Origin of the sequence: Rhizobacter terrae, from assembly GCF_003852895.1 — a bacterium.
Taxonomy (GTDB): Bacteria; Pseudomonadota; Gammaproteobacteria; order Burkholderiales; family Burkholderiaceae_C; genus Albitalea; species Albitalea terrae.
The window spans coordinates 303,547-324,746 of record NZ_QUSW01000007.1 but is presented as its reverse complement, the minus strand read 5'-3'; the positions used below and the strand labels follow the sequence as shown (position 1 = coordinate 324,746).

The window sequence follows — 21,200 nt, the reverse complement described above, 5'->3', positions numbered from 1 at the left end:
CCTAGGCGTTGAGCAGGCTGGCCATCGTGTCGATCTCAGCGCGGGCTTCTTCCACGGCCTGCTTCACCGGCACGAGCGACTTGGGCGACATCACCGCCGCCTGCGCCGCTTCGGCCGGCGTGCCGGCCAGGCGATTGGCCACGCACACCGCCTGCTGCACCAGCGTCAGGTGGGTCAGCGGAGGCGCCGCATGGTGCAGGCGTGCAGCATCGGCAATCACCTGCGGCAGGCCCCAGGCTTCGAGCAGGTCGGCACCGAGCCAGTCGTGCGGCTGGCCGAAGCGCTCGGCCTCGATGCCGCGCCAGTCGGTATCGGGCGACTCCGCATGCAGCGCCGCATAGGCCGGGCCATGCAGCTGCATCAGGTGCACCTGGCCGATGTCGTGCAGCAGGCCCGCCGTGAAGGCCAGTTCGGCGGCGGCTGCATCGTCGGCAATGAGACGGCGCGCGATGGCGGCGCAGCTCACCGTGTGGTGCCACTGCGACTTCGCAAAGGCCGGGTCGATCTCCGGCTTGCGCAGCGGCGTGACCACCGCCACCGACATCACCATGCGCCGCACCGCGCTCATGCCCAGCACCGTGACCGCTTCGGAGACGCCGGCAATCTGCCGCCGCATGCCAAAGAACGGCGAATTGACCAGGCGCAGCAGCGACGCGGTGAGCGAAGGGTCGAGCTCGATCAGCCGGCCCACGTCCGCCGCCGAGGCGTCGGGGTCCTGCATCTGCTGGATCAATTGCACCGCCACCGCCGGAAACGGTGGCGGCAGCACAGGCCTCTTGGTTCGGCTGCTCGCCGAGGTGGCTACGTTCATGCATTGGCTCCCTGGATCAATGTGATGACGGTGCCCATCCCGCGCGAGGCCGCGCCCAGGTCGTTGCACCGAACTTCATAGGTCGTGCCGGCAATGCGCACCTGGCGCGTGCCGTGGTGCAGGCTGTCGAACCTGCTGTCGCCGTGCTCGGGCAGCACGTCGCCGACGTGCTCGCCCACCAGCGACACGCCACCGCCCAGCAGCATGTCGGCAGCGGCGTTGCTGATGGCGATCATTCCGTTCGCATCGACGCCGAGGATGGGCACCGGCACCACGCCCAGCGCCTCGTGCGTCACGTCCAGCGCCGCCTCTTCGCGCTGCAGGCGTTCCTCGTTCTGCAGCAGGCGGCTTTCCAGCTGCTTGTTGATCTCGCGCAGGCGCCGCTGCAGCCGCTGGGTGTCGGCCACCATCTCGAACTGGCGGAAGGCCTGCTCGATCTCCTCGTTGAGCTGCGTGTCGTTCCACGGCTTGGTGAGGAACTTGTAGATCGCGCCTTCGTTGATGGCTTCGGTCACCGACTGCAGCTCGGTGTAGCCCGACAGCACGATGCGCACCGTGTCGGGGTACAGGCGCTTGACCTTCGCAAGGAAGTCGGTGCCGCGCATCAGCGGCATGCGCTGGTCGGACATGACCACGCCCACCGGATGCCGTGCCAGCAGCTCGAAGGCCTCGTCGGGCGTGTGGGCGACGTGCACCGTCCAGGGCTGGCCGCGGAAGACACGGCGCAGCGAGCGCAGGATGTTGGGCTCGTCGTCCAGCAGCAGCAGGTGCCGCTCGCCGACCGCCAGCTGGGGCGCCGCCGGCGCGAAGGCACGGCCCGAGGCGAGCATGGCCATGGTGTCCGCGGCCTCCATCGGTCGCGCGAAGAAGAAGCCCTGTGCCAGTTCACAGCGCAGGTTGGAGAAGAACTGCAGCTGCCCCTCGGTCTCGACGCCCTCGACCACGATGCGCAGCTTGAGCGCACGTGCGATCTCGCAGGTCATGCGCGCCACCATCGCGTCCGACGGGTCGGTCACCACGCCCTGCACGATGCTCAGGTCGATCTTCAGGCAGTCCAGCGGCAGCCCCGCCAGCTGGCGCAGGTTGGAATAGCCGGTGCCGAAATCGTCGATCGCCACGGCAATGCCCTGGCGGCGCAGCGCCTGCAGGTTCTGCACGACGGCGGGCAGCGCATCGGTCAGCGTGCGCTCGGTCAATTCCAGCTCGATCTGGTTGCCCGAGATTTCATGGCGCGCCAGGAGGTCCTGCAGGAGCACCGTGATGCCATCGTCGTTGAAGACGCTCACGGGAACGTTCACCGCCATCTGCAGGCCTCGATGCCCGAGGTCCTCCCAGGCGCGCAGCTGCAGCACGCCTTGCTCGATCACCCAGCGCGCGACGTCTGCGGCCAGACCGCAGCGTTCAATGTCGGGGAGGAATTCCGAAGGCGCCAGGACGCCGCGTTGTGGGTGATGCCATCGCAACAGGGCCTCGAAGCCCACGACCTGGCCGGTGGCCAGATGGATCTGCGGCTGGAAAACCAGCCCGAACTGGCCCGCGGCAAGTGCGTGGCGCACATCCGTCGCGGCCGTTACCGGCGCCACAACAGTCGACATACAGCAAGCTCCCTGAGCTGATTCCCGCATTCCCCGCCGTTATCGATGTCAGCAGGTGAACGCCCGAATCTTCAGGCCGCTGTGCGGTTGTCAAACCCAGGGAAAGCGCCAACTTTCCGGTACTACTGCAGGCTTTGCAGGCTTACAAGCCAGCCGGCGGATTCTCAGGATCGAGCTTGGCTTCGAAGCTGCGGCTGTCCAGCGCCGGGGCGAAGAGGAAGCCCTGGTATTGCTCGCAGCCGGTGCGCATGAGGAACTGGCGCTGGTCCTCGGTCTCCACGCCTTCGGCCACGATCTCCAGGTGCAGTGCGCGCCCGAGATTCACGATGGCGTTGACGATGCCCACGTCGCTCTCGTCGCCGGGCAGGCCGCGCACGAAGCTGCGGTCGATCTTCAGCCGGTCGATGGGAAAGCGCTTGAGGTAGCCCAGGCTGGAGTAGCCCGTGCCGAAGTCGTCGATGGCCAGCTTCACGCCCAGGTCGCTCAATGCCTGCAATCGCAGCAGGGCCTCTTGCGCGTCCTGGATGAGGATGGATTCGGTGAGTTCCAGCTCCAGCATTCCGGCCGGCAGGCCGGCGGCGTGCAGCGCCGAGGCCACGCGGTCCACGAAGCCCGCGCGGTGGAACTGCACCGCCGACACGTTGATGGACACCACCAGGCCACGGCCTTGGCGGTACCACTGCGCCGCCTGGTGGACGGCTTGGCGCAGCACCCAGTCGCCGATGGGAACGATGAAGCCGCTCTGCTCGGCCACGGGAATGAATTCGCCGGGCGAGATGTTGCCCAGCTCCGGGTCGTGCCAGCGGATCAGCGCCTCCGCGCCCAGCACCTTGCCGGTGTTCATGTCCACCTGCGGCTGGTAGTGCAGGCGGAAGTGCCCTTCCACCAGCGCCTGGCGCATGGCGTTGTCCAGGCGCAGGCGGCTGCGCGGCCCGCCATCCTGGCCGGGCACCTCGCAGCTGCGGTGGAAGCGGTAGCTGGCGCGGCCGGCAGACTTGACCTCCTGCATCGCGTCATCGGCGCGGCGCACGAGTTCGTCCAGTCCGGCGCCGTCGCGCGGGTACAGCACGATGCCCAGGCTGCAGGTCACCACGAAGCTCATGCCGCCGTGGGTGAAGGGCCTGTGCATGGCCTCCAGGATGCGGCGTGCGGCGGACTCCGCGCCCAGCGCATCGGCCTGGTGGACCAGCATCACGAATTCGTCGCCGCCCAGGCGCGTCACGGTGTCGACCTGGCGCAGGCAGGCCTTCAGGCGCTCGGCCACCTCCATCAGCACGCGGTCGCCGAACTCGTGGCCCAGGGTGTCGTTGACGTGCTTGAAGCGGTCGAGGTTGGCGAACAGCAGCGCGAACGGCGTGCCTTCGCGCTGCGCCATCGCGATGGAGAAGTCCACGCGGTCGGCCAGCACGCGGCGGTTGGGCAGCCCTGTCAGCGCGTCGGTGCTCGACAGCGTCTCGATGCGGTGGATGGCCTCCAGCCGCTCGCTGATGTCGCGGTAGGAGTGCACCCGCCCGACCACGCGGCCATGGCTCATCTGCGGCAGCATCACCCGCTGCAGCACGCGGCCCGACAGCAGGGTGACGGTGTCCACCACCTCGCGGACCTCGGTGTCCTCGTTGGCGGCGACGCGGTGCATGTAGGCCGAGGGGTCGGTCACGGCGCGCGCCATCGCGTCCATGATCGCGTCGTCGTCGCGGCGGCGCAGCAGTTCGGGCGGCAGGCCCCACAGCGCGGCGAAGGTCTGGTTGAAGGAGCGGATGTTGCCGGCGATGTCGGTGACCAGCACCCCATCGGCGGTGGATTCGAGCGTCGCGGCCAGTTCCTCGATGCGCTCTTCCAGCTCGTCCTCCACGCGGCGGCGTTCGCTGGAATCGTGCAGTACCACGACGAAGAGGTCGTGCGCCGGGCCCATGCTCACGCGGCTGATGCGGCGCTTGACCGGGATGGTGATGCCGTCGAAGCGGCGCAGCCAGGTCTCGGACTCGATCTCCTGCGTGAGGCCGGACGCGGCTTCGCCCCAGAAGAACAGGTCTTCAGGCGTGGCGCACAGCTCCACGATCTCGCGCCCGCACAGCGAGGATGCATCCGCACCCATCAGCGCACCGGCCGCGGCATTGGCCGCCACCACGCGCAAGTTGGCCGCATCGATGAGCCAGACGGCGTCGAGCATGCCGTCGATCAGCCCGGCTGCAAACTCGATGCCGGCCAGCGCCACGCCCTCGGTCATGCTGGGAGCTTTCATGCAGTCGCGTCCTCTTGTTCTCTGTCGGCTTCGAAGAAATAAGCCACGCGCAGGCGCGGCGACAGGTTGCCCGCCGCATCGGCCGGCAAGGCCGCGGGGCGGATGCTGCGGCGGATGCCCAGCTTGGGGGTCTGTTCCAGGTCGATGACCGGCGCCTCGGCTTCGGGCAGGTTCGCATCGAACACGCACACCCGCGGCTTGAGCGGGCGCGAGGCGTTCACGCTCACCACCATGCCGTAGCGGTCGTCGGTGAGCTGCACGATGGAGCCCGGCGGGTATACGCCCATCATCTTGATGAAGGCGCTGAGGATGGCGGTGTCGTACTTGTTCTTGCCCTGCGCGAACAGCAGCGACAAGGCCTCGTGCGGCGTGAGCGCCTTGGAGGCGGCGTGCGGATTGCACAGGTTGTCGTAGCGGTTCACCAGCGCGACGATGCACGACGCTGGCGTCATGCGTTCGTGTCCGAGCTTGAGCGGGAAACCGCTGCCGTCGGCATGCTCGTGGTGCTGCGCAATCACCAGCGTCGCGCCGGGCGTGAGGCCCATCTTGAGGGCATGCGACACGCCGTGCGTCACATGCTCTTCGTAGAACTTGGCTTCGCTCGGGGTGAAGTGGTCTTCGCGGTGGCGCACGCGCGGGGGCAGGTCCAGCTTGCCCATGTCGTGCAGCAGCGCACCCACGCCCAGGTCCAGCATCTCGGATTCAGACAGGCCGAAGGTCCGGCCCATGAGCATGGAGATCAGCGTCACGTTCACCGCGTGCGCGCAGGCGCGGTCGCCGGCGGCCTCGGTGAGCAGGCGGATGCAGACTTCGCCGTCGCCCATCATCTTCTGCGCGAAGGCCTGGGTCAGCGCCGTGGCGCGGTCGCGGGCCTCGTGCGGCTGGCTGGCGACAAGGTCGGTCAGCACCCGGGTCTCGTGCGTGGCTTCGGTGAACTGCCGCTCGCACACCGCCAGCGCGGCACGCTCGCGGGCCGTGGCAGCGCGCCGTTCGCGCTCGGCACGCTGTTCGGGGGATTCGTCCTGGGTGGACTGCTGGGCCTGCGCGGCAGCGGCAGCCTGGGCCTCGTCCTCGGCCTGCGCCAGCACGCTTTGCTCGGGACTCCATCGCAGCTTCTTCACGCCCAGCTTGCGGATGGTCGCGATCTGCTGTTCCGACGCGATGCGGAAGCTGCTGAGTGGGAACGGGTGCGACATCCAGCCCATGTCGAGATGGATGAACATCCCAACCTGGAGTGCGTCGACCTCGATCTGAACGGTGGATCCGGCGTTTTTCATGTCCCTCGGCGCACGCGCGCGATGGGCGCGGGCGGCCTGCAAGGGTTGTCGGCAGGTGTTACTGAAGCTTGAGGCTTGTCCGCCGACCAGACAGGGTGGACCCTGATTTATCGCTCGATTCGTGTGGAAAGCACGATTGCGGAGGTGGTGCGCTCCACGCCGTCGAGCGCGCCAATGCGGTCGATGAGTTCGTCGAGCTCGCCAATGGAGGCGGCCGCCGCGATGGCGATGAGGTCGAAAGGCCCGCTGACCGAGTGCAGCACCCGCACTTCCGGGATCTTGCGCAGGGCGGTCTCGATGGCGCCGCTTTGCTTGGGCACGAGGGTGATCATCACGTGGGCCCGCACCAGGGAGGCCTCGATTTCGTCAGGCACGGTGATGGTGTAGCCGGCGATGACGCGCTGGCGCTCCAGGCGCTCGATGCGGCTTTGCACCGTGGTGCGCGACAGCTTGAGCCGCCGCGCCAGCTCGGCGGTGGAGGCGCGGGCGTTCTCGCGCAGCAAGGCGATGAGCTCGCGGTCGGTGGCGTCGAGGAGGACTTTGGACATCGTGCGGGCTGTTTCGTCGATTCGACGAACTTTTGGCTTCGTTTCGCCGAATTATGGCCGCCATACCGTCGATCGCCTAGCTGCGTTTTGCACAGAGCGGCACGAGAATTGCCCCCAGTTTTGACACACATTCCCTTGGAGGCGGACATGAAGGACATCCTCGTCATTGGCGGCGGCAAGATCGGTTCGGTGGTGGCTGATCTGCTGGTTCAAACCCCGGAAGACTCCGGCTACCGCGTCACGGTGGCCGACCGCTCCAAGGAGCAACTGGCCGAGATCGAGTCGGACAGCAAGAAGTCGCCCCGCCTGAAGACGCTGTGCCTGGACGTCACGGACGCGAAGGCCTTGCGCGATGCGATGAAGGGCTGCTTCGCCGTCCTCAGCGCCGCCCCGTACCACCTGACCGTCAAGGTCGCCGAAGCCGCCCGCGAACTGGGCGTGCACTACCTGGACCTCACCGAGGACGTGGCCAGCACCAAGCGCGTGATGGAACTGTCCGAGGGATCCAAGACTGCCTTCATCCCCCAGTGCGGCCTGGCGCCGGGCTTCATCTCCATCGTGGCCGCCGACCTGGCCCGCCAGTTCGACTCGCTGGACTCCGTGCGCATGCGCGTGGGCGCCCTGCCCGCCTACCCGAGCAACGCGCTGAACTACAACCTGACCTGGAGCACCGAGGGCGTCATCAACGAGTACTGCGAGCCCTGCGAGGCCATCGTCGACGGCCAGCTGCGCACGGTGCCGGCGCTGGAAGAGCGCGAGGAGTTCTCGCTGGACGGCGTGCTGTACGAAGCCTTCAACACCTCCGGCGGCCTGGGCACGCTGTGCGAGACGCTCAAGGGCAAGGTCCGCACGCTGAACTACCGCACCATCCGCTACCCGGGCCATGCCGCGATCATGAAGGCGCTGCTGCAGGACCTGCGCCTGAAGGACCGCCGCGACGTGCTCAAGGACATCCTGGAGCAGGCGGTGCCGACGACCATGCAGGACGTGGTGATCGTGTTCGTGACGGTGTCCGGCATGAAGGACGGCCGCCTGGTGCAGGACACCTACGCCCGCAAGATCTACAGCCACGTGGTGGCCGGCAAGATGCGCAGCGCCATCCAGATCACCACCGCCGGCAGCCTGTGCGCGATGGTGGACCTGCTGGCCCAGGGCGAGCTGCCGCAGTCGGGCTTCGTGCGCCAGGAAGACGTGCCGCTGGCGAAGTTCCTCGGGAACCGCTTCGGGCGGTTCTATGCGATGGAAGAGCTGTCGAAGGCGGCTTGAATCGGGTTGGTTGAGTCTGTCTCTTGCAATCGCCGGGCTTGTCCCGGCGTTTTTTTGACCGGTGCTCAGTTCCTGCACTTGCCGGTGACGGCATCGGCCACGAGGAAGGGGATCTCGAACAGGCCGCCCAGGCGCGGCTTGTAGCTGCCGTCGTTCTTGCCTTCGTAGTCGCCCTTGAGGCAGTCCTTCTTGGCCGACTGGGCCACGCGGGCGGCCAGCACTTCCTGCTTCGTGGGCGGTTCGGTCTTGCCCACGATGTCGTCCGAGCGGCGCGAAAGCGAGGGGTTGTGCACCACGTCCTTCGCGGCGCGGGCAATGGTGTCGGGATCGAGGTTCAGCGGCTGGCCGGCAGGTGCGGTGGTCGCGGGAACTGTGCCGCTCACGTCCGCGGGTGCCTGTGGCTGAGGCGCCGTGGTCGACGCAAGCCTGCTCGTCGCGGCCTGCGAAGTGCTGCGCGCCTTGAAGGAGGCAGGCGGCTCGGCACGCCGGGGCTCTGCGGGCGGTGGCCTGGTTGCGTCTTCCTCGTGAACGACCGGCGCTGTCAGCCAACGAACGATCATCGGAGCGAACGCGGGCTGCGAATCGTTCGTCGCCCGCCAGGCCGACCACAGCAGCACGACCGCCGTCAGGTGCATGAGCACGGCCAGGGTCACCGGCACCGGCCAGCGGGTGCGGCGCGACAGCAGCGGAGACGGGGCCAGCGCGGACATCGGCGAATCCTAGGCGAGGCGTCGCACGTGCATATTTCCGAAGTCGCGCTTCCACCCTGGCGTTGTGAGGACGACACTTCCCTTTCGCGCCCCAATCCTCTAAAGTGTTCCTTTGACGAACATATGTTCTTATAAAGAACTTTTCAGGACGACACCGATGATCAACAAGGTCGTGGACAGCGTGGCCGCTGCACTCGCGGACATCCGCGACGGCGCCACCGTGATGATCGGCGGCTTCGGTGGCGCCGGGCAGCCCGCGGAGCTGATCGACGGGCTCATCGCCCAGGGCGCGCGCGACCTCACCATCGTGAACAACAACGCGGGCAACGGCGACACCGGCCTGGCCGCGCTGCTGGCGACGGGGCGGGTGCGCAAGATCATCTGCAGCTTTCCGCGGCAGGTCGATTCGCATGTGTTCGACGGGCTGTACCGTGCCGGCAAGATCGAGCTGGAACTCGTGCCACAAGGCAACCTCGCCGAGCGCATCCGCGCGGCGGGTGCGGGCATCGGCGGCTTTTTCACCCCCACCGCCTACGGGACGGACCTCGCCAAGGGCAAGGAAACCCGCGAGATCGGCGGGCGCATGTATGTCTTCGAGTCGCCCATCCACGCGGACGTGGCCCTCATCAAGGCCGAGACCGGCGACCGCTGGGGCAACCTCGTCTACCGCAAGACGGCGCGCAACTTCGGGCCGGTGATGGCCATGGCGGCCCGGTGCACGGTGGCCTCGGTTCACGAAGTGGTCGATCTCGGCGCGCTGGACCCTGAACACATCGTCACCCCGGGCATCTTCGTGCACCGCGTGGTGCAGGTGGCCCGCACTGCCACCGGACCCGCCGGCTTCAAGCAGGCGGCCTGATACCCATGCATCGCTCATCCAACCAGGCCCCGGCCCCATGAACAAGCTGACCCGCGACCAGATGGCGGCCCGCGTGGCGCGCGACATCCCCGAAGGCGCCTATGTGAACCTCGGCATCGGCTTGCCCACGCTGGTGGCCAACCACCTGCCGCGTGACCGCGAGGTGTTACTGCATTCCGAGAACGGCCTGCTGGGCATGGGCCCGGCGCCTGCGGCGGGTGAAGAGGACTATGACCTCATCAACGCCGGCAAGCAGCCGGTCACCCTGCTGGCCGGCGGCGCCTACTTCCACCACGCCGACAGCTTCGCCATGATGCGCGGCGGTCACCTGGACATCTGCGTGCTGGGGGCGTTCCAGGTGTCGTCAAGCGGCGACCTGGCCAACTGGCACACCGGCGGCGCCGATGCGATTCCCGCCGTCGGCGGCGCGATGGACCTCGCCATCGGCGCGAAGAAGACGCTGGTGATGATGGACCACCTCACCAAGAGCGGCGAGAGCAAGATCGTCGAGCGCTGCAGCTACCCGCTCACCGGCATCGCCTGCGTCAGCCGCATCTACACCGACCTGGCTGTGATCGACGTGACAGCGCGGGGATTGCAGGTGGTGGAGACTGTGGACGGCTTGTCCTTTGACGAGCTGCAGCGCCTGACCGGCGTTCCGCTTCTCGCACCGGAGACACACTGAGATGATCCAAGCTTTCATCTGCGATGCCATCCGCACGCCCTTCGGCCGCTATGGCGGCGCGCTGTCGTCCGTGCGCACCGACGACCTTGGGGCGATTCCGCTCAAGGCCCTGATGGCGCGCAACGCCAAGGTGGATTGGGCGGCAGTGACCGACGTCATCTTCGGCTGCGCCAACCAGGCCGGCGAGGACAACCGCAACGTCGCACGCATGTCTTCGCTGCTGGCGGGGCTGCCCATTGACGTGCCCGGGGCCACCATCAACCGCCTGTGCGGCTCAGGCATGGATGCCGTGGGCACCGCCGCGCGCGCCATCAAGAGCGGCGAGGCGACGCTGATGATCGCGGGCGGCGTGGAGAGCATGAGCCGCGCGCCCTTCGTCATGCCGAAAGCCGACACCGCCTTCTCGCGCAGCAACGCGGTGTACGACACGACCATCGGCTGGCGCTTCGTCAACAAGCTGATGAAGGAGCAGTATGGTGTCGACTCCATGCCCGAGACAGCCGAGAACGTCGCCGCGGACTTCAGGATCGAGCGCGAGGCGCAGGACCGCATGGCGCTGGCCTCGCAGATGAAGACCGTGGCCGCGCAGGAATCCGGCTTCTTCGATGCGGAGATCACACCGGTGCGCATCGCGCAGAAGAAGGGCGACGACATCGTGGTGGGAAAGGACGAGCATCCGCGCTCGACCTCGCTGGAAGCCTTGGCCAAGCTCAAGGGCGTGGTGCGGCCTGATGGCAGCGTGACCGCGGGCAATGCCTCGGGCGTGAACGACGGCGCGTGTGCGCTGCTGCTCGCCGGTGAGGCCAGCGCCGCGAAGCACGGCCTCACACCGCGCGCCCGCGTGGTCGGCATGGCGACGGCCGGCGTCGCACCGCGCATCATGGGCATCGGCCCCGCACCGGCCACGCAGCGCGTGCTGGCCCTGACCGGACTCAAGCTTGAGCAGATGGACGTCATCGAGCTCAACGAAGCCTTCGCCGCGCAGGGCCTGGCCGTGCTGCGCGAACTGGGCCTGGCCGACGACGATGCCCGCGTGAACCCCAACGGCGGCGCGATCGCGCTGGGCCATCCCCTTGGCGCAAGCGGTGCACGCCTGGTGACGACCGCGATCAACCAGCTTCATCGAATCAAGGGCCGCTACGCACTGTGCACCATGTGCATCGGCGTCGGCCAAGGCATCGCACTGATCATCGAACGCACATAGCGAAGCGCCCCTCAAGCCACGCCCGCGGATCCGGCTTCGCCGGTCCGCCAGGCGGCGCCCAAGGGCCACGAAGGGGCCCCGCGTTGCCCCTGGGGCAGGAGCGCAGCGACTGGGGGCCCTATAAACTGCGCCGCTTCAAGTACATCGGCGCGCGCCGGGGGAGGAGTCCCATGAGCTACGACTACAGCTCCGAATCAAACCGGCTGGAGCTGCCCAATCCGTACCGTCTTCAGAACCGCGTGCTGTGGCTGTGCAGCGCGCTGCTCATCGTCGCGGGCATCACCGCCTTCGCCTGGGCGCGCGGTGCAATGCAGGAAGACGGCGTGCGCTTCGCGTTCGCCCCGCTGCTGGCCGGCGTGATGATGCTGGCCGCCGGCTTTGCGGCAGCCGCCACCGCAGCCCGGCGGCTTCGCTTCTTCTTCGGACGCGGCCGCCCCTTGTCGCTGGCGCCGGAGATCCCTGTCGGTGCAGTGGGCGGTTCCCAGGCCGCCGATGTGGTGAAGGAACTGCTGCGGCAGGGCGGCCTCACCTACCCTGAGCCGCAAGGTGCGATCGAAGGCGTGCTCTACCACTGGATGCCCACGCTCATTACCGCACCGGCCGAGGTGCAGTACACGGCACGCCGTGCCATCTTCAACCTCGCGGCCATCGGGGCGACCTTCATCAGCTTCCTGTTCTCGTGGGCGGTGTTCGGCAATGAGACCACGCGGCCGTGGATCGGCATCCTGTACTTCGGCTTCGGCGTGTTCTTCCTCGTCAAGCCGGTGCTCAGCGACCACCGCGCCCGGCTGTCGACCGCCTCGCTCATCGGGCTGGTCGCGGTGGCCATCGTGGGCCCGGTGGTCATCGGCCTCGTGGCACGCATGTTGCCGCCGCTGGGCGGCTTCTCGCTGAACGTGCAGACCTTCGTCATGCTGGGCACCGCGCTCGCCGCCTGCGGTTTGGCGATGATCGCCGTGCTCGCGCAGGTGGACAGCTCGCCGCAGACGCGCACCAGCGTCGAGACGGCACGCCTGTCGATGAACGGTCCGCCGGCCACGCTGATGGACGAGCTGGACCGCAAGCTGCAATCGGAGTGGACCGAGCGCATCCCCAACCGCCGCTACGCGCGCATCGACCCGCAGACGCCAGCGGGAACGCCCAGCGGCAGCTTCGCCGGCGAATTGTTCGAGGAGACGCAGCCTCTGCCCGTGACTGGCACGCAGGCACCCACGCTGGCTGCAGCGCTGTCGGACAAGCGGCACCGCTGGCTGCTGTTGCTGGACCTCTACGCGCTGGCACTGATCATGGTGGCCACCGGCCTGTCGCTGTACTTCGTGCGGCACTTCGACGCGCTGGCCGCCTGGCGCGACAACCGCTTCTCGCTGTTCGGCAGTTCGATCATCCTCGGCTTCGTCGCCGCCTTCTGCCTGAGGCAGTCGGCGCGGCTGTGGGGCCGCTTCAACTTCGAGTCGGTGCTGGTGTGGGTGGAGATGATCGGCAACTACCAGACCTCGCGCATCGGCACCGGCAACCAGCTCACGAGCCGCATGCAGACCGAGAACGACGTGGTGCGCACCGAGTCGATGACGCTGCGCGTGTGGCGCGCCCGCATCGAGTCCGTGGTGTTCGGCAAGGATGCAATGCGGCAGGTCACCGCGATGTTCTCCACCGAAAAGGAAGCCAAGGCGCTGGCACTGCACCTGATGAACTTCGGCCGCAGCCAGAGCAGCCTGGTCGCGCCCGGCTCGATGGAGGACCAGGCCCGCATCGCCGCGCTCAATGCAGGCGAGCGCGGGCTGGAAGATGGCCGAAGCGCGGCGCAGATCGAGCAGGCAACTCGCACGGCAGCGGCCCTGTCATCGGTGGAGCCGCCGTCGATCGCCGACTTCGACCAGGCGATGCCGGGCCTGCACTGCACCGAGTGCGGCAAGGCCTTGCTGCCGGGCGCCAGGTTCTGCGCCCATTGCGGGACCAAGGTGACGCCGGCCTGACACAGCATCCCAAACGGGATGACGCGTCAGACGGTTTCCGTCTCGCGCACCTTGGCCTTGCTCTCCAGCGCCTTCAGCACGCGCTGGACGGCCGCCACCGCGAAATCAATCTGCTCGCGCTCGATGACGAGCGGCGGCGCGAAGCGCACCACCGTGCCGTGCGTGTCCTTGCTGAGGATGCCTTCGGCCATCAGCCCCTCGCAGACCGCGCGCGCACTGGCGAACTTCGGGTCGATCTCCACGCCCACCAGCAGCCCCTTGCCGCGGATGTCGGTGATGGCAGGGTGGTGGAGCTTGCCCAGTTGCGCCATCAGGTACTCGCCCTGGTCGTGCGCGCGGCGGGCGAGCTGCTCGCGCTCCAGCAGCTTGAGCGCCGCCTCACCCACGGCCGCCGACAGCGGGTTGCCGCCGAAGGTGGAGCCATGGTCGCCGGGCGTGAACTGCGCCATCACGTCCTCGCGCGCCAGGAAGGCACTGACCGGCAGCAGCCCGCCGCCGAGCGCCTTGCCCAGCGTGAGGCCGTCGGGGCGGATGCCTTCATGGTCGCAGGCCAGGATGCGCCCGGTACGACCCAGGCCGGTCTGCACCTCGTCGCAGATCATCAGCACGTTGTGCTTGGTGCAGATCTCGCGCACCTTCTTCAGGTAGCCCGCCGGCGGCACCACGATGCCGGCCTCGCCCTGGATGGGCTCGACGATGAAGGCCGCGGTGTTCGGGGTGATGGCTGCCTCCAGCGCATCCGCATCGCCGAAGGGCACGGTGGAAAAGCCCGGCGCGAACGGCCCGAAGCCGTCGCGGTACTGGGCCTCGGTGGAGAAGCCCACGATGGTGGTCGTGCGGCCGGCGAAGTTGCCCTGCGCAGCGATGATGTGGGCCTGCCCCTCGGGCACGCCCTTGACCTTGTAGGCCCACTTGCGCGCGGCCTTGATGGCCGTTTCCACCGCTTCGGCGCCGCTGTTCATGGGCAGGGCGCGGTCCATGCCGGTCATGCGGCACAGCAGCTCCAGGAAGGGCCCGAGGCGGTCGGTGTGGAAGGCGCGGCTGGTGATGGCCAGCTTGCCGGCCTGGTCGGTCAGTGCGGCCACCAGTTCCGGGTGCGAGTGGCCGAAGCTCACGGCGGAGTAGGCCGACATCATGTCCAGGTAGCGGCGGCCGTCCTCATCGAACAGGTAGACGCCCTTGCCTCGCGTGAGCACGACCGGCAGGGGGTGGTAGTTGTGCGCGCCGTGGCGGTTCTCGAGCGCGATGGCGTCGGCCTGGGGCTGCGCGGCACGGGCGGAAAGTGCGGCTGCGCGGGCGGCGGTGGTCATGGCAAGTCCTTGTTTTGATTACAAAAATCGCTTCAGACCGAAGTCTAGGCCTCAAGCCGCGAAATATGCGTTCCAAATATTGCACCTGGCCGCCAAATGACGCATGATTCGTTCCCCCATGGGCGGATCATCATGAGCCAAATCCCTCTCGACAGTCTTGACCGCAAGATTCTTGATGTGCTGCAGGCCGATGGCCGTGCCTCGAACGTCGACATTTCCGCCAAGGTGCATCTCTCGGCGCCGCAGTGCTTTCGCCGGGTGCGCTCGCTGGAAGACCGCGGCGTGATCCGCAGCTACCGCGCGCAGGTGCAGCCCGAATCGCTGGGGCTGGGCGCGATGGCCTACGTGAGCCTGAACATCGATGGCGGCCAGTTCGGCCGTGTGCGCGAGATCGAGGCCAGCATCCGCGACTTCCCGCAGATCCTCGAATGCCACACCGTGTCGGGCGACTACGACTACCTGCTCAAGGTGGTGGCGCGCGACCTGAAGAGCCTGTCGCAGTTCCTCACCGACCAGCTCATGCAGGTGCCCGGCGTGGACGACGTGCGCTCGATGATCTGCATGGAGGAAGTGAAGGCCGCCGCGCCGCTGCCCGTCGACCTCGGCCCCTGATCGCACGAACCCTGCATGTCACCCGCGCGATGGGCGAAGGGATCGCGCATCATGGCGGCCTTCATCCATCCCACGTCCATCATGAGCACATCCAGGCCGCTTCGCTGGGGCATCCTCGGCGCCGCACGCATCGCGGGCTCCGCACTCATTCCGGCCTTGCGCGCGACGCGCAGCGAGATCGTGGCGGTGGGCTGCCGCGACGAGGCACGCGGCGCGGCGTACGCGAAGACGCATGGCATCGCCAACGTCACCAGCTACGAAGGCCTGATCGAGCGCGACGACGTCGACGCCATCTACAACGCCTTGCCCAACCACGGCCACGCGCCCTGGAGCATCCGCGCGATGCATGCCGGCAAGCATGTGTTGTGCGAGAAGCCGCTGGCGCTGAATGCCGATGAAGTCGCGCAGATGAAGGCCGCGAGCGAGGCCACCGGCAAGCTCGTGATGGAAGCCTTCATGTACCGCTTCCATCCGCAGATCGACCGCCTGCGAGAGGTGCTGGCCAGCGGCCGCCTGGGTCCGCTGAAGTGGATGCGCGGCAGCTTCACCTACTCGCTGCGCGACATGGGTGACTGCCGGTGGGACCCGAAGCTCGGCGGCGGCGCGCTGTACGACCTGGGTTGCTATCCGCTGAGCATCATGCGGCTGGTCACGCAGGCCGAGCCGAAGGTGATGAGCGTGGTGTCGCGCCTCACCGATCCCTCGCTCTACGAAGGCGGCAGCGTGGACCATGCCGCGCATGCGGTGCTGGGCTTCGAGACCGCCTCGGGCCGCGTGCTGGGCCACCTCGACAGCTCCTTCTCGCTGCCCTTCTTCTGCCACTTCGAGGCCCTGTGCGAGGACGGCATCCTACGCCTGCCGATTCCATTCGCGAGCAAGGGGGTGCAGACCGAGCTGCACATCGGCGACGAAGTGGAACGCTTTGCCATTTGCGATCCGTACGCGATGATGGTCGAACACTTCGAGGCGGCTGCGCGCGGAGAATGCGCACTGCGCTTCGGCATGGACGATTCGCTGAACCAGGCCATCGCCATGGATGCCCTCCTGGCCGGCGCGCACGCCCACCCGGTCGCGTGAAACGTTCGCCTGAAGAATTGCTGCGCCGCAGTGCGTAGTTTTACGGACGGGAAGGTCCTCTTTCCCAGTGTAGATAACCCCGCACGGTCGTGCGGTATGAACGTTAATCGCACCAAGGTTTGTTGGGCGAACACTCTGGAAACGGTTTCTGGGTAGATTCGTGCGCTGAACGGACCGACACGGTCCATTTGCGCAGTGAACGGGCGAACAACGCCCCAATCAACGGGAGTCCACCCATGAACGCATTCGACCGCAACGACGTCGAAACCGACGTCGTTTCCGATTCCACCGCCGTTGCTGGTATCGCTACCACGGCAGCCACCGCACCCAAGCCCGGCCCTCAAAAGCGCGACCTGATTGCCGGTCTTGAAAAAGGCCTGGCCGTCATCTCCGCCTTCGACCAGGACCGTCCGCGCCTGACGATGACCGAGGTCGCCTCGCTGTGCGGCCTGACGCGCGCCGCGGCACGCCGCTACCTGATCACGCTCGAGTACCTCGGCTACGTCACCAGCGACCGCAAGATGTACGCGCTGACGCCCAAGGTGCTGCGCCTGGGCCAGAGCTACATGCACTCGGCCCGCCTGCCGCGCATCGTGCAGCCCGAGCTGCACAAGCTGGCCTATGGCCTGAAGGAAGCGTCGTCGGCCGGCGTGCTCGAAGGCGCCGATGTCATCTGCATCGCTGCGACCAGCGCCGGCCGCGTGGTGTCGTCCACGCTGCAGCCAGGCACGCGCGTGCCGGCCTACTGCACGGCCAACGGCCGCGTGCTGCTGTCCTCGCTGCCCCAGGCCGACCTGGATGCATGGATCGCCAAGCAGACCTTCGCGCCGCTCACGCCCAGCACCATCACCAACCCCGAGCGCCTGCGAGCAGAGATCGCCCGTGCGCGCCAGCAGGGCTATGCGACGGTGGACCAGGAGCTGGAGCTCGGCCTGCGCACGATCAGCGTGCCGCTCAAGAGCTACCGCGGTGAAGTGCTGGCCGCCATGAACATCAGCGTGCATGCCGCCCGCGTGAGCATGGACCAGCTCGTGAACGATTGCCTGCCGGCCCTGCTGCAGGCCCAGGCCAGCCTGCGCACGGTGCTGTGATCCTGAGGTCGCGAGGCCTCGGGAGAGGCCTCGCGATGTGACCTCGGCCGTGACGGACGTCCCGTTGCCGATGGTGTGATTGCACTGCCGCACGGACCTTGTCGTGTAGGCTCTTGCGCATGGATCTGCGTGCCCATCGCAAGCTCGTGGCGGACCGCTTCAGTGCGCAAGCCCGGCGCTTTGTCGAGTGGGCCGATGGCACCAGCGATGCCGGGCCGTTGACGGCGCCGGTGGCCTTGCGGCAGGTGGTCGCTGTCTACACCGCGGCGCTGGCCATGCCGCAACCGTGGAGCGAGCACGTGTCGCCGCGCAGCGAGGAACAGGCGGTCGACATGACGGTCGCACTCTCAGCGGTGCGGCTGCGTGCCGCAGCCATTCCGCTGCAGCACTACAGCGAGATCTTCAGCCCCCTGGTGCCGCAGGATGAACCGGTGGTTGGCGATCTCGCCGACGACCTCGTGGACATCTACAGGCACCTCGCCCGCGGCCTGCAACTGCATGCGGCCGGATTGGTCGACGATGCGCTGTGGGAATGGGGCTTCAACTTCCAGGTGCACTGGGGCGAGCACGCCTCGTCAGCCATCCGCGCCTTGCATTGCTACCTGGCCCAGGAAGACCCAACCGGCCTTTGCAGCGGGGACTGACCCCACGACCCGCTCACCCCCGCGACACCGCCAGCCAGCGGTCGAGCTGCGACGAATCCGCCAACAGCGCATCGCTGTCGCCTTCATGCACCACCGCGCCCCGGTCGAGCACGACGGCGCGCTGCGTGATGGGCAGGATCATGCGCGGGTTCTGCTCCACGATGATGGCCGACATGCCCTCTTCGCGGACCACGCGTGCGATGGAGCGCAGCAGCTCTTCGACGATGATGGGCGCCAGGCCTTCCAGCGGTTCATCCAGCAGCAGCAGCTTCGGGTTGAGCACCAGCGCACGCGCGACGGCGAGCATCTGCTGTTCACCGCCCGACAGCTGGTTGCCCATGTTGGCGCGGCGCTCCTGCAAGCGCGGAAACATCTCGTAGGCCCGCTGGACCGTCCACGGCCCGGGGCGCGCCACCGCGGTGAGGTTCTCCTCCACCGTCAGCGACTTGAAGATGTTGCGCTCCTGCGGCACCCAGCCGATGCCGGCTTCGGCACGGCGATGCGGCGGCAACGTGCTCAGCTCCACACTCCCGAGGAAGATGCGCCCCGCATGCCGGCGAGTCGCGCCCACCAGCGTGTTGAGGAAGGTCGTCTTGCCCGTGCCATTGCGGCCCAGCAGTGCGAGCGACTGGCCCGCTTGCAGCGACACCGAGATGCCCTGCACCACCACCGCTTCGCCGTAGCCGGACTTCAGCGACTCCACGCGCAGCAGCTCAGCCATGTGCGCCTCCGGACTCGCCCAGGTACACCGCCTTCACCCGCGGGTCGCGCGAGATGGACTGCACGTCCCCTTCCGCGAACACCGCGCCGTTGACCAGCACCGACACCGTGCGCGCGTAGTTGAAGACGAGGTCCATGTCGTGTTCGATGAGCAGCACCGACACGTCCTCGGGCAAGGCACCGATGGTGTCGAAGATCTCCTGCCGCTCGCCTTCGGGCACGCCGGCCACCGGCTCGTCCAGCAGCAGCACGCGCGGCTTGCAGGCGATGGCAGTGGCGATCTCCAGCAGCCGCCGCTTGCCGTAGGCGAGTTGCGACACCTTCTGGTCCATCACGTCGTCGAGGCGGAACTGCCGCAGCAGGCGTTCGCACTCGACGACGACCTGCCCGTTGCGGCCCAGCGGCTGCCACCACCTCGCGCTCAGCCCTTGCTGCGCAGAAACGGTCAACGCCAGCGAGGTGAGCGGCGTCAGTTCGCTGAAGAGCTGGTTGATCTGGAAGGTGCGCACGATGCCTCGCCGCACGCGCTTGTGCGCAGCGAGCTTCGTGATGTCGACACCATCCAGGCGGATGCTGCCGGAGCTCGGCTCCAGCACGCCGGTCAGCAGGTTGATGAGCGTGGTCTTGCCCGCGCCATTGGGCCCGATGAGCGCGTGGCGCGCGCCCTTCTCGACCTTCAGCGACACCTCGTTGGTGGCGACGAGGCCGCCGAAGCGCTTCACCAGCGAGCGGGTTTCCAGCACCGTGCTCATCAACGCCTCCACCATGTCCACGGCCGCACGAGGCGCTCGCGTCCCACCATCACCAGCAGCACCAGGAACAGGCCCAGCCAGAAGGTCCAGTACTGCGGCGTCCAGGCGGAGATGAGGTCGTGCAGCAGCTTGAAGGCGATGGCACCGAAGATGCCGCCGTAGAGATAGCCCGTGCCGCCGATCACCAGCACCAGCAGCACGTCCGCGCTGCGGTGGAAGTCCAGCACGTCCAGCGAGGCGAAGCCGGTGGTCTGCGCCAGCAGTGCTCCGGATGCGCCCGCCAGTGCCGCGGCGAGGGCGTAGACGGCCACGAGCCGCATGTGCACATCCATCCCGATGCTGGTGGCGCGCAGCCGGTTGTCGCGCAGCGCCTTGAGCGACACGCCGAAGGGCGAGTGCACCACGCGCCGCGCGATCAGCAAGGCCACGACCAGCACCGCCAGGCTGTACCCGTACGCCACGCGGCCATACAGGTCGAACTCGAATCGCCCAAGCAGCGGGGCGATGGTGACGCCTTGCAGGCCGTCGATGCCGCCCGTGAGCCAGTCCAGCTTGTTGGCCAGTTCGAACAGCACCAGCGCCACGCCGAGCGTGACCATCAGGCGGGTGAGGTCGGAGCCCCGCAGGATGAGCAGGCTGCACACCAGCCCCAGCAGCGTCGCCGCTGCGATGGCCACCACCAGCCCCACCAGCGGATCGGGCATCACGTGCTTGGCGAACAGCGCCGCCGTGTAAGCCCCGAAGCCGAAGAAGGCCGCATGCCCGAGCGACACGATGCCCGCATAGCCGAGGATCAGGTCCAGCGAGACCGCGAACAACGCGAGGATGGCGATCTCGTTGGCCAGCAAGGCATGCTCGCCCACCAGCCACCACGAGGCCAGCGCCGCCACGCCCAGGGCGATCTCCCACCAGCGCCAGCGCGATTGCGCGGCCAGGCTTTGAGCGACGGAAGGCGATGCCGTCATTTGGTGGCCGCCCGTCCGAACAGGCCCTGCGGACGGAAAGTCAGGATGACGATCATCAGCGTGTAGACGATGAAGGCGCCCAGCTTGGGCACGTAGTACTTGCCGAACACGTCGGCCACGCCCAGCAGCAGCGCGGCCAGCAGCGGCCCGGTGATGGTGGTGGTGCCGCCCACCGACACCACGATGAGGAAATAGATCATGAACTTCAGCGGGAAGTCCGGCGTGAGGCCCAGCACTTCGGCGCCCAGTGCGCCACCCAGGCCCGCGAGTCCGGAGCCCACGGCGAAGGTCAGCAGGAAGACCTGGTTCACGTTGATGCCCAGGCCCGAGGCGACGCGCGGGTCGTCCACCGACGCGCGCAGACGGCTGCCGAAGCGTGTACGCGACAACACGGTCTGCAAGGCGATGGTGAGCAGCGCGCACAGCACCACGATGAAGAGCCTGTACTTGCCGATACCGACGAATTCGAAATCGAAGCGGCCCTGCAGCCAGGTCGGCAGCTGGATGATCTGCTGCTGCGAGCCGATGAAGTAGTCCACCGCCGACACCGACATGAACACCAGGCCGATGGAGAACAGCACCTGGTCCAGGTGCGGCTTGGCGTACATCGGCCGGTACAGCGTGCGTTCCAGCAGCGCGCCGAGCGCGGCGGTGAGCAGGAAGGCCAGCGGCAGCGTCGCCAGGAACGGCACGCCCAGCCGGTTCATCAGCAGCACGGTGATGTAGCCACCGGCCATGGCGAAGGCGCCGTGCGCGAGGTTGATGAAGTTCATCAGGCCCAGCGTCACGGCCAGCCCGACCGCGAGCACGAACAGCAGCATGCCGTAGGCGATGCCGTCGAAGAGGAGTGTCAGCATCG

The 21,200-nt window shown here is 67.6% G+C and carries 20 protein-coding genes; 9 read left to right on the top strand and 11 right to left on the bottom strand.

Annotation, left to right across the window (positions count from 1 at the left end; all coding sequences use genetic code 11):
* Position 1: 1 nt before the first annotated feature.
* The 5 genes from DZC73_RS23350 to DZC73_RS23330 all read right to left on the bottom strand — a co-directional run bounded on the left by DZC73_RS23350 (position 2) and on the right by DZC73_RS23330 (position 6,473).
* On the bottom strand, positions 2-811 hold the full coding sequence (locus tag DZC73_RS23350; protein WP_124542770.1) for an HDOD domain-containing protein: 810 nt from the start codon (positions 809-811) through the stop codon (positions 2-4).
* Positions 808-2,406, bottom strand: a complete 1,599-nt coding sequence (locus DZC73_RS23345) for an EAL domain-containing protein (protein WP_161974712.1) — start codon at positions 2,404-2,406, stop codon at positions 808-810. Before DZC73_RS23345 ends, DZC73_RS23350 begins: the two co-directional genes overlap by 4 nt.
* Before the next feature lie 142 nt (positions 2,407-2,548).
* Positions 2,549-4,648, bottom strand: coding sequence for a putative bifunctional diguanylate cyclase/phosphodiesterase (locus tag DZC73_RS23340; RefSeq protein WP_235835251.1), 2,100 nt, complete (start codon positions 4,646-4,648; stop codon positions 2,549-2,551).
* A complete protein-coding gene (locus DZC73_RS23335; protein WP_124542768.1) occupies positions 4,645-5,925 on the bottom strand; it encodes an HD-GYP domain-containing protein in 1,281 nt (426 codons plus the stop codon). Before DZC73_RS23335 ends, DZC73_RS23340 begins: the two co-directional genes overlap by 4 nt.
* A gap of 107 nt (positions 5,926-6,032) precedes the next feature.
* Positions 6,033-6,473, bottom strand: coding sequence for an Lrp/AsnC family transcriptional regulator (locus DZC73_RS23330; RefSeq protein ID WP_124542767.1), 441 nt, complete (start codon positions 6,471-6,473; stop codon positions 6,033-6,035).
* A gap of 147 nt (positions 6,474-6,620) precedes the next feature.
* On the opposite strand from DZC73_RS23330, the gene DZC73_RS23325 reads away from it, so the two are divergent.
* Entirely contained in the window at positions 6,621-7,739 is a 1,119-nt protein-coding gene (locus tag DZC73_RS23325) for a saccharopine dehydrogenase family protein (protein ID WP_124542766.1), read from the top strand.
* Positions 7,740-7,804: 65 nt separating this feature from the next.
* Here DZC73_RS23325 and DZC73_RS23320 read toward each other — a convergent pair whose 3' ends face one another.
* A complete protein-coding gene (locus tag DZC73_RS23320) occupies positions 7,805-8,449 on the bottom strand; it encodes a hypothetical protein (protein WP_124542765.1) in 645 nt (214 codons plus the stop codon).
* A 157-nt stretch (positions 8,450-8,606) separates the two neighbouring features.
* Between DZC73_RS23320 and DZC73_RS23315 the strand changes: the two genes are divergently transcribed.
* From DZC73_RS23315 to DZC73_RS23300, 4 genes are all read left to right on the top strand, one after another.
* Positions 8,607-9,308 carry a 3-oxoacid CoA-transferase subunit A gene (locus DZC73_RS23315; protein ID WP_124542764.1) on the top strand — a complete coding sequence of 234 codons (702 nt, stop codon included), beginning with the start codon at positions 8,607-8,609 and terminating at the stop codon, positions 9,306-9,308.
* 37 nt (positions 9,309-9,345) lie between these two features.
* Positions 9,346-9,993, top strand: a complete 648-nt coding sequence (locus tag DZC73_RS23310) for a 3-oxoacid CoA-transferase subunit B (RefSeq protein WP_124542763.1) — start codon at positions 9,346-9,348, stop codon at positions 9,991-9,993.
* Between the two features lies 1 nt (position 9,994).
* Positions 9,995-11,197: a 3-oxoadipyl-CoA thiolase gene (pcaF, locus tag DZC73_RS23305; protein ID WP_124542762.1), complete on the top strand. Its 1,203-nt coding sequence runs from the start codon at positions 9,995-9,997 to the stop codon at positions 11,195-11,197.
* Positions 11,198-11,367: 170 nt separating this feature from the next.
* Positions 11,368-13,170, top strand: a complete 1,803-nt coding sequence (locus DZC73_RS23300; protein ID WP_124542761.1) for a zinc ribbon domain-containing protein — start codon at positions 11,368-11,370, stop codon at positions 13,168-13,170.
* A 26-nt stretch (positions 13,171-13,196) separates the two neighbouring features.
* On the opposite strand, the gene rocD is transcribed toward DZC73_RS23300, so the two are convergent.
* Complete coding sequence (rocD, locus tag DZC73_RS23295; RefSeq protein ID WP_124542760.1) at positions 13,197-14,480, bottom strand: ornithine--oxo-acid transaminase; 1,284 nt, start codon at positions 14,478-14,480, stop codon at positions 13,197-13,199.
* Between the two features lie 132 nt (positions 14,481-14,612).
* Here rocD and DZC73_RS23290 point away from each other — a divergent pair, with 132 nt between their 5' ends.
* The 4 genes from DZC73_RS23290 to DZC73_RS23275 all read left to right on the top strand — a co-directional run bounded on the left by DZC73_RS23290 (position 14,613) and on the right by DZC73_RS23275 (position 17,904).
* On the top strand, positions 14,613-15,092 hold the full coding sequence (locus DZC73_RS23290; RefSeq protein WP_124542759.1) for an Lrp/AsnC family transcriptional regulator: 480 nt from the start codon (positions 14,613-14,615) through the stop codon (positions 15,090-15,092).
* 15 nt (positions 15,093-15,107) lie between these two features.
* Positions 15,108-16,169 (top strand): Gfo/Idh/MocA family protein, encoded by a 1,062-nt coding sequence (locus tag DZC73_RS23285; protein ID WP_124542758.1) that lies wholly within the window; start codon positions 15,108-15,110, stop codon positions 16,167-16,169.
* A 236-nt stretch (positions 16,170-16,405) separates the two neighbouring features.
* On the top strand, positions 16,406-17,260 hold the full coding sequence (locus tag DZC73_RS23280; protein WP_124542757.1) for an IclR family transcriptional regulator domain-containing protein: 855 nt from the start codon (positions 16,406-16,408) through the stop codon (positions 17,258-17,260).
* 119 nt (positions 17,261-17,379) lie between these two features.
* A complete protein-coding gene (locus DZC73_RS23275; protein WP_124542756.1) occupies positions 17,380-17,904 on the top strand; it encodes a DUF5063 domain-containing protein in 525 nt (174 codons plus the stop codon).
* Positions 17,905-17,917: 13 nt separating this feature from the next.
* Here DZC73_RS23275 and DZC73_RS23270 read toward each other — a convergent pair whose 3' ends face one another.
* The 4 genes from DZC73_RS23270 to DZC73_RS23255 are packed head-to-tail and all read right to left on the bottom strand — an operon-like array spanning position 17,918 to position 21,198.
* Entirely contained in the window at positions 17,918-18,625 is a 708-nt protein-coding gene (locus DZC73_RS23270; protein ID WP_124542755.1) for an ABC transporter ATP-binding protein, read from the bottom strand.
* The gene (locus DZC73_RS23265; RefSeq protein ID WP_235835250.1) at positions 18,618-19,376 is read right to left on the bottom strand and encodes an ABC transporter ATP-binding protein; all 759 of its coding nucleotides are present in this window, start codon (positions 19,374-19,376) and stop codon (positions 18,618-18,620) included. Before DZC73_RS23265 ends, DZC73_RS23270 begins: the two co-directional genes overlap by 8 nt.
* Positions 19,376-20,341, bottom strand: a complete 966-nt coding sequence (locus DZC73_RS23260) for a branched-chain amino acid ABC transporter permease (protein ID WP_124542754.1) — start codon at positions 20,339-20,341, stop codon at positions 19,376-19,378. Before DZC73_RS23260 ends, DZC73_RS23265 begins: the two co-directional genes overlap by 1 nt.
* Complete coding sequence (locus DZC73_RS23255; RefSeq protein ID WP_124542753.1) at positions 20,338-21,198, bottom strand: branched-chain amino acid ABC transporter permease; 861 nt, start codon at positions 21,196-21,198, stop codon at positions 20,338-20,340. The genes DZC73_RS23260 and DZC73_RS23255 overlap by 4 nt, the downstream gene beginning before the upstream one ends.
* Positions 21,199-21,200 lie beyond the last annotated feature (2 nt).

What these genes read in the sequence shown, in the direction of transcription:
- DZC73_RS23350 (WP_124542770.1), bottom strand. Translation starts at nt 811, where the DNA reads ATGAACGTAGCCACCTCGGCGAGCAGCCGAACCAAGAGGCCTGTGCTG.
- DZC73_RS23345 (WP_161974712.1), bottom strand. Translation starts at nt 2,406, where the DNA reads ATGTCGACTGTTGTGGCGCCGGTAACGGCCGCGACGGATGTGCGCCAC.
- DZC73_RS23340 (WP_235835251.1), bottom strand. Translation starts at nt 4,648, where the DNA reads ATGAAAGCTCCCAGCATGACCGAGGGCGTGGCGCTGGCCGGCATCGAG.
- DZC73_RS23335 (WP_124542768.1), bottom strand. Translation starts at nt 5,925, where the DNA reads ATGAAAAACGCCGGATCCACCGTTCAGATCGAGGTCGACGCACTCCAG.
- DZC73_RS23330 (WP_124542767.1), bottom strand. Translation starts at nt 6,473, where the DNA reads ATGTCCAAAGTCCTCCTCGACGCCACCGACCGCGAGCTCATCGCCTTG.
- DZC73_RS23325 (WP_124542766.1), top strand. Translation starts at nt 6,621, where the DNA reads ATGAAGGACATCCTCGTCATTGGCGGCGGCAAGATCGGTTCGGTGGTG.
- DZC73_RS23320 (WP_124542765.1), bottom strand. Translation starts at nt 8,449, where the DNA reads ATGTCCGCGCTGGCCCCGTCTCCGCTGCTGTCGCGCCGCACCCGCTGG.
- DZC73_RS23315 (WP_124542764.1), top strand. Translation starts at nt 8,607, where the DNA reads ATGATCAACAAGGTCGTGGACAGCGTGGCCGCTGCACTCGCGGACATC.
- DZC73_RS23310 (WP_124542763.1), top strand. Translation starts at nt 9,346, where the DNA reads ATGAACAAGCTGACCCGCGACCAGATGGCGGCCCGCGTGGCGCGCGAC.
- pcaF (WP_124542762.1), top strand. Translation starts at nt 9,995, where the DNA reads ATGATCCAAGCTTTCATCTGCGATGCCATCCGCACGCCCTTCGGCCGC.
- DZC73_RS23300 (WP_124542761.1), top strand. Translation starts at nt 11,368, where the DNA reads ATGAGCTACGACTACAGCTCCGAATCAAACCGGCTGGAGCTGCCCAAT.
- rocD (WP_124542760.1), bottom strand. Translation starts at nt 14,480, where the DNA reads ATGACCACCGCCGCCCGCGCAGCCGCACTTTCCGCCCGTGCCGCGCAG.
- DZC73_RS23290 (WP_124542759.1), top strand. Translation starts at nt 14,613, where the DNA reads ATGAGCCAAATCCCTCTCGACAGTCTTGACCGCAAGATTCTTGATGTG.
- DZC73_RS23285 (WP_124542758.1), top strand. Translation starts at nt 15,108, where the DNA reads ATGTCACCCGCGCGATGGGCGAAGGGATCGCGCATCATGGCGGCCTTC.
- DZC73_RS23280 (WP_124542757.1), top strand. Translation starts at nt 16,406, where the DNA reads ATGAACGCATTCGACCGCAACGACGTCGAAACCGACGTCGTTTCCGAT.
- DZC73_RS23275 (WP_124542756.1), top strand. Translation starts at nt 17,380, where the DNA reads ATGGATCTGCGTGCCCATCGCAAGCTCGTGGCGGACCGCTTCAGTGCG.
- DZC73_RS23270 (WP_124542755.1), bottom strand. Translation starts at nt 18,625, where the DNA reads ATGGCTGAGCTGCTGCGCGTGGAGTCGCTGAAGTCCGGCTACGGCGAA.
- DZC73_RS23265 (WP_235835250.1), bottom strand. Translation starts at nt 19,376, where the DNA reads ATGAGCACGGTGCTGGAAACCCGCTCGCTGGTGAAGCGCTTCGGCGGC.
- DZC73_RS23260 (WP_124542754.1), bottom strand. Translation starts at nt 20,341, where the DNA reads ATGACGGCATCGCCTTCCGTCGCTCAAAGCCTGGCCGCGCAATCGCGC.
- DZC73_RS23255 (WP_124542753.1), bottom strand. Translation starts at nt 21,198, where the DNA reads ATGCTGACACTCCTCTTCGACGGCATCGCCTACGGCATGCTGCTGTTC.